We start from the raw sequence: 15572 nt of genomic DNA on the forward strand, positions 1-15572 counted from the left end.
GCCGTCTGAAAGCCTTTTTAACATTTGGCAGCGGCGGTTTTCAGACGGCCTCAAACCCGCGCAAAACCATTTGATAAAGTGAAAGAACCTTATTGTATGGATATTTATTTTCTCGGCGGCGGCAATATGGCCGAAGCCATTGCGGGCGGTTTGGTGAAGCAGGACGGCTATCGCGTCTGCATCGCCGACTGCAGTATTGAAAAACGCGAACGTTTGGCGCGTGAATTGGGCGTGCGGGTGTCGGAAAAACTGCCGGCCCTCAATGCAGAAGACGTGTTGGTGCTGGCGGTCAAACCGCAGGATATGCAGGCTGCCTGCGCAGATGTGCAAACCAACGGCGCGCTGGTGTTGTCGGTGGCCGCCGGTTTGGGCATCAATACCTTAAGCCGCTGTCTGGGCGGCACCCGCCGCATTGTGCGGGTGATGCCCAACACGCCGGCCGGGGTCGGTTTGGGCGTTTCGGGTATGTTTGCCGGCGAAGGTGCCGGCGAAGCCGACAAACGCCTTGCCCAAAACGTGATGGCGGCAGTGGGCGAAACGGTGTGGCTGCCAAGCGAAGCGCAGATGCATGCCATCACTGCCGTCAGCGGCAGCGGCCCGGCTTATGTGTTCTACCTGATGAACGCTCTGCAAACAGCCGCCGTGCAGCAGGGCTTTGACGAAGCAACCGCCCGCCGCCTCAGCCTGGCCACCTTCAAAGGCGCAGCGGCACTTGCCGAATTAAGCGGAGAAGATTTCAGTATCTTGCAGCAAAACGTTACCTCGAAAGGCGGCACCACCGCTGCCGCCATCGAAGCCTTCAACGCGCACCGGCTCCCCGAAGCCGTTGCCGCCGGCGTTGAAGCCTGCGCGGCGCGTTCCCGGGAAATCGCACAACAATTCAAGGCCGTCTGAACATGATTGCGCAAATATTGATTTTATCGGCAGACGGCCTGGCGATAGTATGTTTGGCGCGCGGTCTGCTGCAATGGGCAAGGCTCGACTACAGCCACCCGCTGGCGCAATTCTGCACGCAAACCACCGATTGGCTGGTGAAGCCGCTGCGCAAAGCCGCCCCGCCGCTGGGGCGGTGGGACAGCGCCTGCCTGCTGGCCGCCGTGCTGCTTTATTATGCAGCCTACACCCTGGCCGCCCTGATTGTGCTGCCGGGCGGCTTCAGCACCAAAATCATCGCCGCCAACCTGTTTTTCGCCGTATTGGGCATTCTGAAAGCCGCCGCTTATGTGCTGCTGCTGGGGCTGGTGCTCAGAATGGTATTGAGCTTTAAAAACCCATACGCTTCTTTACAGGCATCTTTGCACCGGATTTTTGAACCATTGGCGCGGCCGTTTGTCTTTTTAAGATTCAGGCACTACGATTTTTCGGGCAGCATATTGGCGCTGATGCTGTGGTTTTGGCTCAGTGCAATCCTGCCACAGCTGACGGCCAAGCTGAATTTGTGGCTGTTGAACTGATTTATCAAAAAGTTAGCTGCCGAAACAGGCCGTCTGAAAACCAAGCAGCCGCACGGCGGAGGGCGAAAGCGCGGCATAACCGCAAAACCGTGCTATGATGCGCGCCTAATCTGGGCAGGCCTATTTTCCGAAAAACCAATAATAAGCCGCAACGGACGGCTTTAACCGCCGAAGCCATTCAAACAACCGGGAAAGAAAGAACCATCATGACCAAACTAACCGAACAAGATATCCTCAACTGGAACGGCCCCGAAGAAGATTACATGAATGCCGGCCAATTGGCATTTTTCCGCGAATTGCTGGTGAAACTGCAAGACGAGCTTATCGAAAATGCCAACACCACCACCGGCCATCTGCAAGAGCACGAATCCGCTCCCGACCCCGCCGACCGCGCCACGCAGGAAGAAGAATACGCGCTCGAATTGCGCACCCGCGACCGCGAGCGCAAACTGCTGGGCAAAATCCAGGCCTCCATCCGCAGCATCGATGAAGGCGACTACGGATTCTGTCAAGACACCGGCGAACCCATCGGCCTCAAACGGCTGCTGGCCCGCCCCACCGCCACCCTGTCGGTAGAAGCGCAGGAGCGGCGCGAGCAGATGAAAAAACAGTTTGCCGACTGACCCGCCCCGCCCGAGGTTTGAGGCCGTCTGAAAGCAACACCTTGCAGCAATACCGGCTGCAAGGTGTTTTTCCATATCTGCCGCTGCCGGCAGGCGCACGGCGCGGGCTTTGCAGAACCCTTTCAGGCCGTCTGAAAAACGGAACACCGCCATTCCCCGCCGGCGGGCATCCGGGCTGAAAATATTGAAATGCCGCTGAAACAAATATTCAGGCGGCAAACGCCGGGATACCGAACGAGCGGCTTCCCTCCTGCGTGGATTGGCGGAGCCGGTAACGGCAAATAAACTTTTTGTGATGTTTTGAATGTTGCAAAGGCTCAGGCTTTGTGCCCGCGCCGTTATCCGACCAAACGGGCGGCGCCGGCAGGCCGCTGCTGCTATATTTCAGACGGCCTGATATTTTGCAGAATTGGCAGCCCGTTGTCGGTTAGAATATGCATTGTTATTGTGCAAAACGATGTTTCAATATGGCCGGTTATGTTCATTTTTCTTTCAATATCGCTGCCTGGCGGGCATTGAGCAGCAAAATGGCGCAAGAAGCGCAATGGCGGCAGTGGGCGCATTGCCCGCAGATTGCGGCCGATCTGCCGGATTACCGCCCCGGCGCCGCTTTTTTGCCTGCTGCCGGCCGCCGCCGTTTGAATTTCCCGGCCAGGCTGATGTGCGAGGCGGGCTGGGATTTGGCGGAGCGTTTTCCCGATGCGCCGTTGGTTTATGCCTCCCACGACGGCGAAATCAACCGCAGCTTTGAACTATGGTTGCAGCTGTGGCGCGATAAAACCGTGTCGCCGACTTCATTCGGATTATCGGTTCACAACGCGCTGCCCGGCCTATGGTCGGTGTTGCGCTCAGATATGCGCGAGCATACCGCGCTGGCCTTGGGCAGCGGCGGCTTTGAAAACGCCCTGGCCGAGTGTTGCGCGCTGCTGGCAGAAGGTGTGCCGGCCGTTTTGCTGATTGCGGCAGATGACCCGCTGTCGGCCGGTTACCCTGTGGCCGCCGAGCGTGCGCCGTTTCCCTATGCGCTGGCCATGGTGTTGGCCCCGGGCGGGGATTACCGGCTGGTCTGCCAAGATGCGGCCGATGCCCCGCAAGACCCTTATTGGGGCGCGCTCGACTGGATACGCTTTATGCTTTCGGGTACGGCAAGGCAGCAGCGCAATTATCCCCGGCAAAGCTGGTTGTGGTGCAGAAATGGCGGATAAATGTGTGAGGTTTTCGGCCACCCTTGCCGGTTTTATACTCTTCGGCCTGTTCGGCCTGATGTTTCAGGCCGTGCTGCTGCCCTACACCCGTAAAAGCCGCCGCAGCCCAAAGCAGCAAAAGCAGGCACGGCGGATAATCAGCAGGGTATGGAGATGGTTTGCGGGTTATTTGGAATGTTCGCGGGTGCTGCGCATCCAGTTCAACGGCGCAGAAAAGCTCGGCAGGCCGGGGCAGTTGATATTGGCCAACCACCCGTCGCTGCTCGATGTGGTGATATTGGTGGGGCGCGTGCCCGAAACCAACTGCATCGTGAAAAAAGATTTAATCGACCACCCTTTGATGAGAAACCAGATTATTGCATCGGGCTACATACCCAACGATGAATCGCTGGAAATGATGGAAGAAGCAGATGCTGTGTTGAAAAGCGGCCAAAGCCTGCTGGTTTTCCCGGAAGGCACGCGCACCGGCTGGGACGGGAAAATCAAACTGCACCGCGGAGCCGTGTCGATAGGGTTGCGCAGCGCCCGGGTGATCACTCCGGTGTGCATCAAAATGAACCCGCCCAATTTTAAAAAGGGTCAGCCGTGGTATAAAATTCCACCGCATACTGTCCATTACGACATCACTGTAGGCGATGATATCGACCCGCAGGTATGGCTGGCCGAAAAGCCGCTGCCGATTGCCGCGCGGCGGTTGAACGCTTATTTGCAGGACTATTTCACACGGGAAACAACATGAACCTCGAAACCCAAATCAAACAAATGATTATCGAAAGCCTCGGTTTGGAAGACATCACCGCGGCAGAAATCGAAACCGATGCGCCGCTGTTTGGCGATGACGGCCTCGGGCTGGATTCGGTAGACGCGTTGGAGCTCGGCCTGGCGGTGCAGAAAACCTTCGGCCTGCAGCTTGATGCCGAAAGAGACAACCTGCGCGAACATTTTGCCAGCGTTCAAACCCTGGCCGGTTTTATCCGCAGCCGCCGGGCATAAAGGAGCCGACCATGACTGAGCAGGAAATCCGCACCATTCTCACCAACGCCCTTGTGCATTTGTTTGAAATCGAGCCCGAGCGTATCGAACCCGACACCAATCTTTATGAAGACTTGGAAATCGACAGCATTGATGCCATTGATTTAATCGACCACATCAAGCGCGAAACCGGCCGCAAGCTGAAAGCCGAAGATTTCCGCAGCGTGCGCACAGTAGAAGACGTGGTGCAGGCCGTGCTCCGCACCGATGCCGCCGCAGAGGCAGAGCAGCCTTAAACCGCAGCCCGTCCGCCTGCGTTCAGACGGCCAAGCTGCCGGACAACGGCTTGCGGAGCACGCGTGCTGTTTCAATGCGCCGGCTTGGCGCACCGCAACGCCCGTATCTGAAAGGCAAACCCGCCCCGTTTCAGGTTTAGGCCGTCTGAAAGCAGGCAGTATCGTGCCGTGCTCGGGCACATAATTGGGGTCCCGTGGCGAACCCTTTCCCCTTTCTGGCACAAGGCTGGCGCAGTACAAGCAGTGAGAAAGCGGCACCGTTGCTGCAGAGTGCCGGTCAACCCCGTTTTCTTTACACCCGGGTGCAGCAACGCCGCAACAGCAAGAAAGCAGATTCACTATGCAATGGATTGCGCACGGCAAAGCCCGGCAGAGAGGCCGTCTGAAATGAACAAACTGAGCCGGATTGCCCCCGCAGCCGTTGGTGCGGTTTACCCGCTTTTGTGGTATTTCGGCCACGGGCGCGGTATGTTTTTCTGGCTGGCTGGCGGCATGTGCGGCTTGTGGCTGATGCGCGCCGCCGTGAGCAAAGGAGGCGGCACCGGCCGCGCGGTATCGCTGCTGGCGGCGGCATTTTTCGCCGCTGTGATGCTGCTGCGGCAGCCCGGTTGGATGTATTGGTATCCCGTTGCCGTTTCGCTGCTGATGCTCGGCCTGTTCGGTTCCAGCCTGTTTGCGCGGCAAACGCTGGTTGAGCGTTTGGCCCGCCTGCAACACCCAGACCTGCCGCCCGAAGGGGTGCGCCATACCCGCCGCGTAACGCAAATCTGGTGCGGTTTTTTTGTGTTTAACGCCGCCGCCGCCGCCCTGCTGGTACTCTCAGGCCGACACGGCTGGTGGGCGCTATACACCGGCGCGGTTTCCTATATTCTGATGGGCGCACTGTTTGCCGGAGAATGGGTGTACCGCAAAGCCGTGTTGAAAATCTAGCGGTGTAAAAAATCCCGATTGTTTACACTTCTTATTTTTGCCCGACAACCCCTGCGGGGATAAAGAGTGCCGAAAATGCCGGAGGGCACGGCCGAGCCCTATGTTTTTTTGAGCATATCCAAAACCGAAAAACCATTGTTTCCGGCAGAAAATAAAAGCTGCTTGCCGGAAAAGCGCAAATACAACCCGATTTTTCCCAACACTGCAGGCCGTCTGAAACACCGCTGCCGCCAACGGAAACCCCGACCATGATTTACCCGCTCACCGAAATACCCAACCCCGCGCTGCCGCCGGCCGATCTGGTTGCAGACAACCCCGCATGGAGCCGTGCCGGTTTTAACCGCGCGTGTTCCGGCTCTCAGGCCGTCTGAAATACTGCCGCCAACGGAAACCCCAACATGATTTACCCGCTCACCGAAATACCCAACCCCGCGCTGCCGCCGGCCGATCTGGTTGCAGACAACCCCGCATGGAGCCGTGCCGGTTTTAACCGCGCGTGTTCCGGCTCTCAGGCCGTCTGAAATACTGCCGCCAACGGAAACCCCAACCATGATTTACCCGCTCACCGAAATTCTCAATCCCGCGCTGCCGCCGGCCGATCTGGTTGCAGACAACCCCGCATGGAGCCGTGCCGATTTTAATTGCACCGTGTTCCGGCTCTCCGGCCGTCTGAAAGCGCAGCGTGTGCAAACCGCTGCATTGTGGTTTGAAGATGCCGCCTGGTTTGCCTGCGCCGTGCTGGCGGCATGGCACGCGGGGGCGCGGGTGCTGCTGCCGCCGAACCTGGCGCGCGAAAATGCGGCCTGGGGCGGCACGGCGGATATCTGGCTGACCGATGCGCCGCACGAAAAAGCGTTTTCAGACGGCTTGGAAACCCAAGTTTGCGACATCCGCGCTTTAGCGCAAGCGGTGCTGTCTGAAGCCGAAATGCCCGCCCGTTGGCAGATTTCCGCGCAGGCGCAAGCCTGCCTGAAAACTTCCGGATCGGGCGGAGAGGCGCAGATAGTGGTAAAAACCGCTGCGCAAATGGAAGCAGAAGCGGCGGCTGTGGCAGAAGCCTTGCCGCTTGCGCACGCAAACCCCACCGTTATCGGCAGCGTCAGCCCGCAGCATATGTATGGCTTCACATTCCGTTTCGCACTGCCGCTCACGATGGGCTTAACGCTCGACCGCCCGCAAAATGTGTATCCCGAAACCCTGCTGGCCGCTGCTGCCGCTTATGAAAAAACGCTGTGGATTACCAGCCCCGCCGTTTTGAGCCGCTTGAACGGCGCACACGGCATCGGGGCGTTGCGCACAAAGGCGGCCGGCATTGTGTCGGCAGGCAGCGAGCTGCCCGAAGCGGCGGCGGCGTTGCTGGAGCAGTATGCCGTGCGCCCGTTTGAAATCTACGGCAGCACCGAAACCGGCGTGATTGCCTCGCGCCGCTTTAAGCGCGAATGGCAGCCGTTTGCCGCCGTTGCCGTTGGCGAAAACCATGAAGGCGCCTTGTGGGCAGAATCGCCGTGGACGGCCGGGCGTTTCCAAACCGCCGATTTAATCGAGCCGCAGGAAGCAGGGTTTGTGCTGCTGGGGCGCCGCGACCGCATCATCAAATTTGAAGACAAACGGGTGTCGCCCAACCAAATCGAACACGAATTGCTCGCCCACAAATGGGTTGCCGATGCTTTTTGCGCGCCGCACCCGCAACACCGGCGCGCGGCGGTGTGGGCAGCCTTGAGCGCGGCCGGTATCGAAGCGTTGCGCAGCAAGGGCAGGGCGCAGGTGGCCGCTGCGCTGAAAACCCATCTGGCCGCCACGCAGGATGCCGCCGTGCTGCCGCGCCATTGGCGCTTTGCCGCCGAATTGCCGCGCAATGCGCAGTCGAAAATCACCGCCGCTGATTTTCAGACGGCCTTCACACAGGCGCAAACCGCGCCCAAATGGCGGCAGATGCCGTCTGAAAGCCCCGAAAAAGCATGTTTTGAAGGGCGTGTGCCGCTGGATTTGGTGTATTTCGGCGGCCACTTCGCCGGATTTCCGCTGGTGCCCGGCGTGGTCGAGCTGCAATGGGTGCGCGATTTGGCCGCGCGTTTCGATTGGGGGCGGCGCAGCATCGTGCGGGTGGAAAACCTGAAATACCGCCAGTTTGTGCGCCCCGGCGATGGGGTGCGGATCGGCCTGGCTTACGATGCCGCTAAAAGCAGGCTCGAATTCAGGCTGGAAAACCCACAAGCCGTGTGTGCATCGGGGCGGCTGGTGTTTGGAACGTTTGAGGCCGTCTGAAAACGGATGGCGGAGTGATGCCTGCGGCCTGCCAAACGGTAACACACCCCTTGCGGAAGGATAAAACGGCAGCTGTTTTGATGCTGTTTTCAATGGCTGGCAAGCCTTTTCGGCGCTCGGGGGGTAAAGCAGCGGTAATTTATTGCAGGCAGTATCGGGCGTGCTTTAGGCCGTCTGAACAATATGAATGCTCTACAAACCTTCCCGTCCCTTAAGGGGAAAAGGGCAAGCGGTGCTGTTTCAGACGGCCGCAAAAGCCTGATCTGTATCTTATCATTTCATTTTCAGACAAGCGTTGTTGCGGAACCGACCAATAAATTATGAAAACTCTGGCCCTCATCCCCCACTACAACCACTCCGCCACGGTCGGCAGGGTGGCCGAAGCCGTGCGCGCTTTCGGGTTGGACGTGCTGGTGGTGGACGACGGCTCGGATGCAGCGTGCCGGCCGGTGTTGGCGCGGCTGGCGGGGCAGGGTGTGGCGGTGCGGTACCGTGCGGCCAACGGCGGCAAAGGGGCGGCGGTGAAAGACGGTTTTTTTTATGCAGAAAAACACGGCTACACCCATGTTTTGCAGGTGGATGCAGACGGCCAGCATGATTTGGACGACACCGCCGGGCTGCTGGCCGCCGCCGCGCAAAATCCGCAAGCGGTGGTGTGCGGCCGGCCGCAATACGGCGCCGATGCCCCCAAAGCGCGGCTCTACGGGCGGAAAATCACCGATTTTTGGAATAGGGTGCATACTTGGTCAACCGATATCAAAGACGGCATGTGCGGTTTCCGCATTTATCCGCTTGAGGCCGCGCTGGCGGTGGTGCGCGAAGAGCGCGTGGGCAACCGCATGGATTTCGACACCGAAATCTTAATCCGCCTTTATTGGCGCGGCGTGAAGCCGGTGTGGGTGAAAACGCCGGTGCGCTATGCCGAAGGCGGGGTGTCGCATTTTCACGCGCTCGGCGATAATGTGTTAATCAGCAAAATGCACGCCCGCCTGTTTTGCGGCATGGTGTGGCGGCGTTTGCAGGGCAAACGGTGAGGCCGTCTGAAAATGATAAAGACCATGAGCAAACTGTTTTTCAAACGCGGGGTAATACGGCGCGACACGGGCGCGTCAAGTGCTTGTTTGCGGGCACTGCCGCGCAGGCGGGGGAGTGATGGCAGGGTGTGTGCCGAAGGCACGCACGCGTCAAGCGCGGGAATGACCGCGTGTGCAAGGGCAAACGGTGAGGCCGTCTGAAAATGATAAAAACCATGAGCAAACTGTTTTTCAAACGCGGGGTAATACGGCGCGACACGGGAGCGTCAAGCGCTTGTTTGCGGGCACTGCCGCGCAGGCGGGGGAGTGATGGCAGGGTGTGTGCCGAAGGCACGCACGCGTCAAGCGCGGGAATGACCGCGTGTGCAAGGGTAAACGGTGAGGCCGTCTGAAAACCATGAATAAACCGATTTCCGATACGGAACACTGGGCGGCGCAAAACGAACGCGGCAACCGTTTGTTTTTGGGCATCACCACGCTGATGGTGCGCTGTCTGCCCGCGTGGCTGATGGCGCCGTGCATCGGGTTGGTGGTGCTGTATTTTTACGCCACATCACCCCGGCAGCGGCGCAATATCGCGCGTTATCAGGCCAGGCTTCAGACGGCCTTTCCCGATGCCGCCCTGCCGAAGCGTTGGCCCGTGTTCAAACAGTTTGCGGCGTTCGGGCAGGCGGTGTGCGACCGCTTCGCCGTGTGGCAGCGCAAAATCCGCTACGAAGATTTGGTGGTGGACGACCCGGACAACCTATATGCGCAGGTGAAGGGGCGCAGCCTGCGCGGGCAGATTTTCGTCTGCTCGCATTTGGGCAATGCGGAAGTGTGCCGCGCGCTGGTTTCGCACCATCAGGGCTTCAAGCTCAACGTGTTGGCACACAGCCGCCATGCCGAAGCCTTTAACGCAGCGTTGCAAAAAGCCGGTGCCGACCGTATTCAGATAATACAGGTAACCGATTTGGACGCGGCGCTGATGATGGAGCTGCACCGCCGCATCGATGCGGGCGAATGGCTGGCGGTTGCCGCCGACCGCGTGCCGGTGCGCGGCGGAAAAACCGTGCCGGTGTCGTTTCTGGGGCACCGCGCCGATATGCCGCAGGGCGCATGGCTGTTGGCCGGCCTGTTGAAAACCTGCGTAAACACGCTGTTCTGCATCAGGCAAAACGGACGCTATCATTTGAAACTGCGCCGTTTTTTGGATGCAGCCGATTGGAAGCGCGGCGGGCGCCATGCCGCCGTGGCCGCTGCCGCTCAGTGTTTTGCCGATGTTTTGGCGCAGGAATGCGCGCAAAATCCGCTGCAATGGTTTAACTTTTACGATTTTTGGAACGATGCCGACAATGGCTAAACATATTTATTGCCGACACCATATAGAATTGGAAGTGCCGTTTTTCGATGTGGACGCGATGCATATCGTGTGGCACGGCCATTATGTGAAATACCTCGAAGTGGCGCGCTGCGCCCTCTTGGGTGCCATCGGTTACGACTATGGCGAAATGGGACGGCAGGGCTACAGCTGGCCGGTGGTGCAGTTGAACCTGAAATACGTGAAACCTGCCCGCTTCGGCCAGCGTATCCGTGTGGAAGCGGCGGTGGTGGAAATCGAAAGCTGCCTGCGCATCGACTACACCATTTCCGACATTGAAAGCGGCGCGAAGCTCACCAAAGCCTCCACTACCCAAGTGGCGGTGTCGCTCGAAAACGGCGAAATGCAGTTTCAAACGCCGCCAAGCTGGCTCTCCGCCGTGCAGCGCCACCCTTCTTTTCAGGCCGTCTGAAACAGCATTCGGGCAGCGGCATGATTTGAAGAATGTTTCTGCCCAAACCGGAAAACAGACAGAAAGGATAACCATGACGCTCGCCGAAATGCTCCGCCACCGCCGCTCCGTGCAGCATGATGATGCGCAAAAGCCGCTAGACAGTGATAAAGTGCGCGAATGCCTGAAGCTGGCGCAGCCTGCGCCCGGCAGCCCGAATATGCAGCTTTACGGGTTTTACCGCATCACCGGCCGCATCCGTGCCGGGCAGGCTTGCCGAAGCCTGCTTGGGGCAGGGCGCCGCAACCACCGCACAACAGATGGTGGTGTTTGTTACCCGTCAGGATTATACCGTGCCAGGGCGCAGGCGGCGCCCGGGTTCGAGCGGGGCAATATCGGCCGCAACAGCCCGCCCGAAAAAACGGCAGGCCGTCTGAAAAAATCGGCGGCTTACTACGGCAAACCGATGCCGTTTGTTTACACATGCTGTTTCGGCCTGATGGGTATGTTGCGCAAACTGATTGCCGGCACGGCCTGTTCCGTCCGATTACCCGCAACGTGCCCGAAACGATATGCGCATCGTGGTACATAAAAGCTGCGCCCGGCTGCGCAAACCTTTATGCCGGCAACAGCCGGGCAGGGTTACGGCACCTGCCCGATGGAAGGCTTGAATGGGCGTATGGCCAAACGCATCCTCAAACTGCCGAACGGTGTCGAAATCAATATGATCGCCGCCTGCGGCATACGCAAACCCGGCAGGGGCATTTGGGGCGAACGCTTCCGCCTGCCGTTTGAAGAGATTTACCGCGAAATCTAACGTTTCATATCGCTTAATATAAAGGCAACCGATGAAAAAACTGCTGTTTACCGCCGCGCTAACCCTGGCCAGCCCGCTGTTGTGGGCGTTTACCGCCGCCGACTTGGCGCAGATGCTGCAAAAGCCAGCCAATGTGCAGGGGGCGTTTGTGCAGGAACGCCGTCTGAAATCGCTGTCTAAGCCGATGATTGCCGAAGGCAGGTTTGTGCTGGTGCCGCAAAAAGGGCTGCTGTGGCATATGCAAAAGCCGTTTGACAACCGCTTGCGCATACGTGCAGACGGCATCATGCAGTGGAACGGCCGCAACTGGGCAGCCGATGGGGGAAAAATGAGCGGCCGCAGCCGCCAAACCGGCCTGCTGCTCGATTTGCTCGGCGGCAATATACAGGGGTTGGAGCAGCATTTTGAACTGAAGTTAAACGGCACGCCGCAAAAGTGGACGCTGCGTCTCACCCCGAAAACCGTGCTGATGAAGCAGATTTTCAACCATATCGACATCAGCGGCGGCAGCGTGGTGCAGCGGGTAGAGTTGCACGAAAAACAGGGTGATGTGATGGTGATGCGGTTCGAGCGGGTGCAGGCCGGTCGGGATTTGGATGAATTTGCCCGGCAGGCGTTGTAAAAACAAACCCGCCCAAGCCGTCTTCAAAGTGAATCCGCTTTATTTTTTCCGACCGCCCGCAGGCGGTACAGACGCTGCAGAACGGCTCTGCTGCCGCTTCGGGCGGCCGGTAACGTTCTCTTGGCGCCACGGCGCAGCAACGCCGCAACGGAAACGCAACGGATTCGCTATCGTGAAACAAAACCATCAAGTGAACAATATAGAACGGGGCTGGGCGGAGTAAAAATATCGTTTTATTTTGTTTGCGGTAACAAGGTCTGCATAAAATGCTTTCAACACTGCGCTATGGCTACGCCGCTTTCATTCTGCTGCTGATACCGGTGCTGGCCGGCATGCTGGCAGCGGGCGGCCGTCTGCAAACGGATTTGACGGCACTGCTGCCGCACGCGCAGCAGCCCGATGCGCTGTTACGGGCGGCGGATAAGGCCGTGCAGGCGCAGGCCGACACAAGGGTTGTGCTGCTCGCGGGCAGCAGCGATGCCGAAAAAGCCTTTCAGACGGCCGCCGAAATTGCCGGGCAGTGGCGCAGCAGCGGCGTGTTTGCCGCCGTAGAGAGCCATATCGAACCCGATTTGGCAGCATTGCGCGCCGATATGCAGCGTTTGGGCGCGGCAGCATTGCCCCGGCCGCAACGCCGGCTGTTGTTTGAAGAACCGCAGCGTTATTTCCAAGAGCGTGCCGAATCCCTGCTCAACCCGTTTGCCGCACCCACACTGCTGCCGCCGGAGCAGGATTGGCTCGGCTTCAGCCGCTTTGCGCAGGAGCAGGCGCAAACGCAGAGCCGCCTGCAGTGGCACAGCGGCAACGGTATGCTGTTTACCGAAGAAGACGGCAAAACTTGGGTGTGGCTGAGCGGCAGGCTGCCCGAGGGGAACACGGCCGGCAGCGCAGGCCTGCTGGCGCTGATGCAGCAAAGCCGCCGCACGGCAGAGGCCGCAGGGGTGGAAACCTTGAGCACCGGCGGGGCGTTGTTTGCGGCAGCAGCAAAAGAAGCGGCAGAGCGCGAGAGCCAGCTGATGGGCAGCGCAGGCCTGCTGCTCACGTTCGGGCTGCTGTTGCGGGTGTTCCGCACGGCCAGGGTGTTTTGGCTGCTGCTGCCGCTGGCTGCGGGGCTGGCTGCGGGGCTGGCTGCGGTTTTGGCAGTGTTTGGCGAAATACACATGCTCACCATTGTGGTGGGCACGAGCTTGGTGGGCGTGTTGGTGGATTTTCCGCTGCATTGGCTGGCGGGCTCAGTGTTTGGCGCGGCGGGGCGCAGCGGTTTTTCAGACGGCCGGGTCTGGCAGGCGCATCCCGCCATGCGCCGTGTGCTGCCTGCTTTCACGGTGAGCCTGCTGATTACGGCGGCAGGCTATGCGCTGCTGTGGTTTACGCCTTTGCCGGTGCTGCGGCAGACGGCAGTGTTTTCGGGCTTTGCGCTGCTGGGCGCATTTGCCGCCACCGTGTTGTGGCTGCCGCCGCTGTTTGCGCGCTACCGCCCCCGCAGTGTGCCGTTTGCAGGGCTGGTGGAGCAGGTGGGTGCCTATTCCCGGCGTATCGGCGGCCGTCTGAAACGGCGGGGCTGGCGGCTTGCAGGCGGCCTGCTGCTGGCGGCGGGGCTGTGGCGCAGCGATTGGCACGACGATATCCGCCAGTGGATAGACATTCCCCCCGAAATGCTGGCACAGGCGCAGCAGATAGGCCGGCTGGCAGGCGCAGACTTCAGCGGCAGTTATCTGGTGGCCGAAGCGGGCAGCGAAGATGGGCTGTTGCAGAAAAATGCCGAAATCCGCCGCGCCCTGCAACCGCTGCTGCGGCAGCAGAAAATTTCGGGCATTCAGTCGCTAGAGCAATGGCTGCCGCCGGCTGCCGAGCAGCAGAAGCTGAAAAACCGCCTGCGCGAGCTGGCCGAACTGCCCGACACCTGGCAGCCGCTGCAGGCCGCAGGCGTGCCGCGCCAAGCGGTGCGCCGGGCGTTAAACCAGGCTGCCGGTATGCCGGCGGCCACGCTTTCAGACGGCCTGAAACCGGCCACCGCCGAAGCGGGGCGGCAGCTTTATTTGGGCGAAGCCGCGCCCGGCCGTTTTGCTTCGATTGTGCGGCTGCACGGTTTAAACGATGCGCAGGCCGTTCAGACGGCCCTGCAGGGGCTGGAAGGCGCGCATTGGGTGGACAGGCGCGGCAGCCTCAACAGGCTGTTTGCGCAAACCCGCAATCAGGCGCTGTGGCTGAAGCTGGCTTCCTACAGCCTGGCCGCGCTGCTGCTGTGGCGCATATTAGGTTTGAGGCGCGGCCTGAGGGTGTTGGCCGTGCCGCTGGCTTCCGCTGCCGCCACGGTGGCGGTGTTGGGCTGGCTGGGCGTTCCGGTGGGCTTGTTTGCCGTGTTCGGCCTGCTGCTGGTTTCGGCTGTCGGCACCGATTATGCCGTGTATGCGGCAGCGGCCGCACACAGCCCGCCTGCCCGCCTGGGCGGCCTGCTGCTGGCGGCACTCACCACGGGCATTTCGTTTACACTGCTCGGCATGAGCGGCACGCCCGCCGTGGCGGCTTTCGGCCTGACGGTGGCGGTGGGCACGGCCTTCAATCTGTGGCTGGCCGGGCGGTTGTCGGATTCGTCTGAAGTGATGTAGCCTCGTTTCAAAAGCATTGCAGCATCGGATGCCTGCATGGCTGGAGCCGCTTTATTTTCCGTTGCGTTTGCTGCGCTTGGCCCGGTGCCGGAAATGAAGCGGGTTTGCTGCTTGTGTTATCTGCGCTGCGGCCGCCTTGTGCTTCATGTGATGGTGAGCGGCGCCGTTTCCGTTGCAGCATGGCTGCCCTTGTCATACCATCTGCGTGTCTGCCGCCTGCCCGGTGCGGCAAATGTGCCAACCCGCTGTGGCGGGTCGGACGGCAGATTGGCATACCGCTGATACAGGGCGGCAGGCAGGATAAGCGGGAAAACACCGTTTTTCAATGAGGCGGCCTGCCGGGCCGTCTGAAACAAGGAGTGGAGATGGGCAGATATTGGATTGTGTTGGCAGCATCGGCTGCCGCTGCGTGCAGCAGCATTCCCCAACCCGGGCATATTCCTCAGCTTCTGGACGGGTGGTTTCACATCACGCAAAGCGGTGCCGGCGGGGCGGAACAGAGCAGCGTGCTGGCGGTGGAGCAGGGGGAGGGCGGTGTGCGGTTTGTGCAGACCAACCCTTTAGGAGTGCCGTTGGCCAGGCAGATTGTGAACGAGCGCCAAGGGTGGCGCAATGATGGTTTTGTGATGCCCAATGCCGCCTCCCGCCGCCTGTTTGCCGCGATGTTGCCCATGCTTGCCGAAGACGGCGGCGCAGCTGTTTACCCCGGCCTGCACCGCCGCAGCACTGCCGACGGCGTCTGCTTCAGCCGCAATCGCCGCATTTTGTGGTGTACGGTGCAAAGCGGCAGCGGCTGGTTGGTGAAGCTGCCCGGCCAAACGCAGTGGACAGTGGTGCCGCTGCGTTATTGATCCGCTGCGCGGCACCTGAATGCTGGCAGGCGGCAAGCCCTGCCGTTGCGGTATTGCCTGATGGTTTTCAAAAAGCTATATAATCCTACCTTTCAGCGTTGCCGCGCAGCAGTGCGCCGGCAGCCGGGCAGATTTCCAACTCC

Annotated in this window: 20 protein-coding genes; 19 read left to right on the forward strand and 1 reads right to left on the reverse strand. The window is 60.0% G+C overall.

Going from position 1 to position 15572, the window contains the following annotated elements:
* Window positions 1–96: 96 nt before the first annotated feature.
* From proC to H7A79_RS12170, 18 genes are all read left to right on the forward strand, one after another.
* A complete protein-coding gene (gene proC / locus H7A79_RS12085) occupies window positions 97–894 on the forward strand; it encodes a pyrroline-5-carboxylate reductase (protein WP_187000383.1) in 798 nt (265 codons plus the stop codon).
* 2 nt (window positions 895–896) lie between these two features.
* Entirely contained in the window at window positions 897–1454 is a 558-nt protein-coding gene (locus H7A79_RS12090) for a YggT family protein (RefSeq protein WP_135036018.1), read from the forward strand.
* Between the two features lie 206 nt (window positions 1455–1660).
* Window positions 1661–2077, forward strand: coding sequence for an RNA polymerase-binding protein DksA (dksA, locus tag H7A79_RS12095; RefSeq protein WP_135036021.1), 417 nt, complete (start codon window positions 1661–1663; stop codon window positions 2075–2077).
* A gap of 467 nt (window positions 2078–2544) precedes the next feature.
* Window positions 2545–3282, forward strand: a complete 738-nt coding sequence (locus tag H7A79_RS12100; protein WP_187000384.1) for a beta-ketoacyl synthase chain length factor — start codon at window positions 2545–2547, stop codon at window positions 3280–3282.
* The gene (locus H7A79_RS12105; RefSeq protein ID WP_187000385.1) at window positions 3272–4021 is read left to right on the forward strand and encodes a lysophospholipid acyltransferase family protein; all 750 of its coding nucleotides are present in this window, start codon (window positions 3272–3274) and stop codon (window positions 4019–4021) included. The genes H7A79_RS12100 and H7A79_RS12105 overlap by 11 nt, the downstream gene beginning before the upstream one ends.
* Window positions 4018–4275, forward strand: coding sequence for a phosphopantetheine-binding protein (locus tag H7A79_RS12110; protein ID WP_135036030.1), 258 nt, complete (start codon window positions 4018–4020; stop codon window positions 4273–4275). Before H7A79_RS12105 ends, H7A79_RS12110 begins: the two co-directional genes overlap by 4 nt.
* Window positions 4276–4286: 11 nt before the next feature.
* On the forward strand, window positions 4287–4550 hold the full coding sequence (locus tag H7A79_RS12115) for an acyl carrier protein (RefSeq protein ID WP_187000386.1): 264 nt from the start codon (window positions 4287–4289) through the stop codon (window positions 4548–4550).
* 387 nt (window positions 4551–4937) lie between these two features.
* Window positions 4938–5480 carry a COG4648 family protein gene (locus H7A79_RS12120; protein ID WP_187001714.1) on the forward strand — a complete coding sequence of 181 codons (543 nt, stop codon included), beginning with the start codon at window positions 4938–4940 and terminating at the stop codon, window positions 5478–5480.
* Window positions 5481–5728: 248 nt separating this feature from the next.
* On the forward strand, window positions 5729–5851 hold the full coding sequence (locus H7A79_RS12125) for a hypothetical protein (RefSeq protein ID WP_281384909.1): 123 nt from the start codon (window positions 5729–5731) through the stop codon (window positions 5849–5851).
* A 27-nt stretch (window positions 5852–5878) separates the two neighbouring features.
* Window positions 5879–6001, forward strand: coding sequence for a hypothetical protein (locus H7A79_RS12130; RefSeq protein WP_281384909.1), 123 nt, complete (start codon window positions 5879–5881; stop codon window positions 5999–6001).
* A 28-nt stretch (window positions 6002–6029) separates the two neighbouring features.
* Window positions 6030–7745 (forward strand): ApeI family dehydratase, encoded by a 1716-nt coding sequence (locus H7A79_RS12135; RefSeq protein ID WP_187000387.1) that lies wholly within the window; start codon window positions 6030–6032, stop codon window positions 7743–7745.
* Window positions 7746–8065: 320 nt separating this feature from the next.
* Window positions 8066–8779: a glycosyltransferase family 2 protein gene (locus H7A79_RS12140; protein ID WP_187000388.1), complete on the forward strand. Its 714-nt coding sequence runs from the start codon at window positions 8066–8068 to the stop codon at window positions 8777–8779.
* A 397-nt stretch (window positions 8780–9176) separates the two neighbouring features.
* Window positions 9177–10121, forward strand: coding sequence for a lysophospholipid acyltransferase family protein (locus H7A79_RS12145; protein WP_187000389.1), 945 nt, complete (start codon window positions 9177–9179; stop codon window positions 10119–10121).
* Window positions 10114–10551, forward strand: coding sequence for an acyl-CoA thioesterase (locus H7A79_RS12150; protein WP_135036045.1), 438 nt, complete (start codon window positions 10114–10116; stop codon window positions 10549–10551). Before H7A79_RS12145 ends, H7A79_RS12150 begins: the two co-directional genes overlap by 8 nt.
* A 73-nt stretch (window positions 10552–10624) precedes the next feature.
* On the forward strand, window positions 10625–11122 hold the full coding sequence (locus H7A79_RS12155; protein WP_246407923.1) for a nitroreductase family protein: 498 nt from the start codon (window positions 10625–10627) through the stop codon (window positions 11120–11122).
* Window positions 11123–11149: 27 nt separating this feature from the next.
* On the forward strand, window positions 11150–11347 hold the full coding sequence (locus H7A79_RS12160) for a nitroreductase family protein (RefSeq protein WP_246407924.1): 198 nt from the start codon (window positions 11150–11152) through the stop codon (window positions 11345–11347).
* A 31-nt stretch (window positions 11348–11378) separates the two neighbouring features.
* On the forward strand, window positions 11379–11969 hold the full coding sequence (locus H7A79_RS12165; protein WP_135036047.1) for a LolA family protein: 591 nt from the start codon (window positions 11379–11381) through the stop codon (window positions 11967–11969).
* 266 nt (window positions 11970–12235) lie between these two features.
* Complete coding sequence (locus H7A79_RS12170; RefSeq protein WP_187000390.1) at window positions 12236–14578, forward strand: MMPL family transporter; 2343 nt, start codon at window positions 12236–12238, stop codon at window positions 14576–14578.
* A gap of 143 nt (window positions 14579–14721) precedes the next feature.
* Here the strand turns inward: H7A79_RS12170 and H7A79_RS12175 are convergent, their stop codons facing one another.
* Window positions 14722–14904 (reverse strand): hypothetical protein, encoded by a 183-nt coding sequence (locus tag H7A79_RS12175; RefSeq protein WP_187000391.1) that lies wholly within the window; start codon window positions 14902–14904, stop codon window positions 14722–14724.
* A 39-nt stretch (window positions 14905–14943) separates the two neighbouring features.
* Here H7A79_RS12175 and H7A79_RS12180 point away from each other — a divergent pair, with 39 nt between their 5' ends.
* A complete protein-coding gene (locus tag H7A79_RS12180) occupies window positions 14944–15429 on the forward strand; it encodes a hypothetical protein (RefSeq protein WP_135036053.1) in 486 nt (161 codons plus the stop codon).
* Window positions 15430–15572: the final 143 nt, after the last annotated feature.

This window comes from Neisseria musculi (genome assembly GCF_014297595.2).
Classification (GTDB): domain Bacteria; phylum Pseudomonadota; class Gammaproteobacteria; order Burkholderiales; family Neisseriaceae; genus Neisseria; species Neisseria musculi.

Coding starts and splice junctions, on each gene's coding strand:
- dksA (WP_135036021.1), top strand. CDS start 1,661: ATGACCAAACTAACCGAACAAGATATCCTCAACTGGAACGGCCCCGAA.
- H7A79_RS12135 (WP_187000387.1), top strand. CDS start 6,030: ATGATTTACCCGCTCACCGAAATTCTCAATCCCGCGCTGCCGCCGGCC.
- H7A79_RS12105 (WP_187000385.1), top strand. CDS start 3,272: ATGGCGGATAAATGTGTGAGGTTTTCGGCCACCCTTGCCGGTTTTATA.
- H7A79_RS12100 (WP_187000384.1), top strand. CDS start 2,545: ATGGCCGGTTATGTTCATTTTTCTTTCAATATCGCTGCCTGGCGGGCA.
- H7A79_RS12090 (WP_135036018.1), top strand. CDS start 897: ATGATTGCGCAAATATTGATTTTATCGGCAGACGGCCTGGCGATAGTA.
- H7A79_RS12125 (WP_281384909.1), top strand. CDS start 5,729: ATGATTTACCCGCTCACCGAAATACCCAACCCCGCGCTGCCGCCGGCC.
- H7A79_RS12150 (WP_135036045.1), top strand. CDS start 10,114: ATGGCTAAACATATTTATTGCCGACACCATATAGAATTGGAAGTGCCG.
- H7A79_RS12110 (WP_135036030.1), top strand. CDS start 4,018: ATGAACCTCGAAACCCAAATCAAACAAATGATTATCGAAAGCCTCGGT.
- H7A79_RS12160 (WP_246407924.1), top strand. CDS start 11,150: ATGCCGGCAACAGCCGGGCAGGGTTACGGCACCTGCCCGATGGAAGGC.
- H7A79_RS12145 (WP_187000389.1), top strand. CDS start 9,177: ATGAATAAACCGATTTCCGATACGGAACACTGGGCGGCGCAAAACGAA.
- proC (WP_187000383.1), top strand. CDS start 97: ATGGATATTTATTTTCTCGGCGGCGGCAATATGGCCGAAGCCATTGCG.
- H7A79_RS12120 (WP_187001714.1), top strand. CDS start 4,938: ATGAACAAACTGAGCCGGATTGCCCCCGCAGCCGTTGGTGCGGTTTAC.
- H7A79_RS12115 (WP_187000386.1), top strand. CDS start 4,287: ATGACTGAGCAGGAAATCCGCACCATTCTCACCAACGCCCTTGTGCAT.
- H7A79_RS12170 (WP_187000390.1), top strand. CDS start 12,236: ATGCTTTCAACACTGCGCTATGGCTACGCCGCTTTCATTCTGCTGCTG.
- H7A79_RS12130 (WP_281384909.1), top strand. CDS start 5,879: ATGATTTACCCGCTCACCGAAATACCCAACCCCGCGCTGCCGCCGGCC.
- H7A79_RS12155 (WP_246407923.1), top strand. CDS start 10,625: ATGACGCTCGCCGAAATGCTCCGCCACCGCCGCTCCGTGCAGCATGAT.
- H7A79_RS12180 (WP_135036053.1), top strand. CDS start 14,944: ATGGGCAGATATTGGATTGTGTTGGCAGCATCGGCTGCCGCTGCGTGC.
- H7A79_RS12165 (WP_135036047.1), top strand. CDS start 11,379: ATGAAAAAACTGCTGTTTACCGCCGCGCTAACCCTGGCCAGCCCGCTG.
- H7A79_RS12140 (WP_187000388.1), top strand. CDS start 8,066: ATGAAAACTCTGGCCCTCATCCCCCACTACAACCACTCCGCCACGGTC.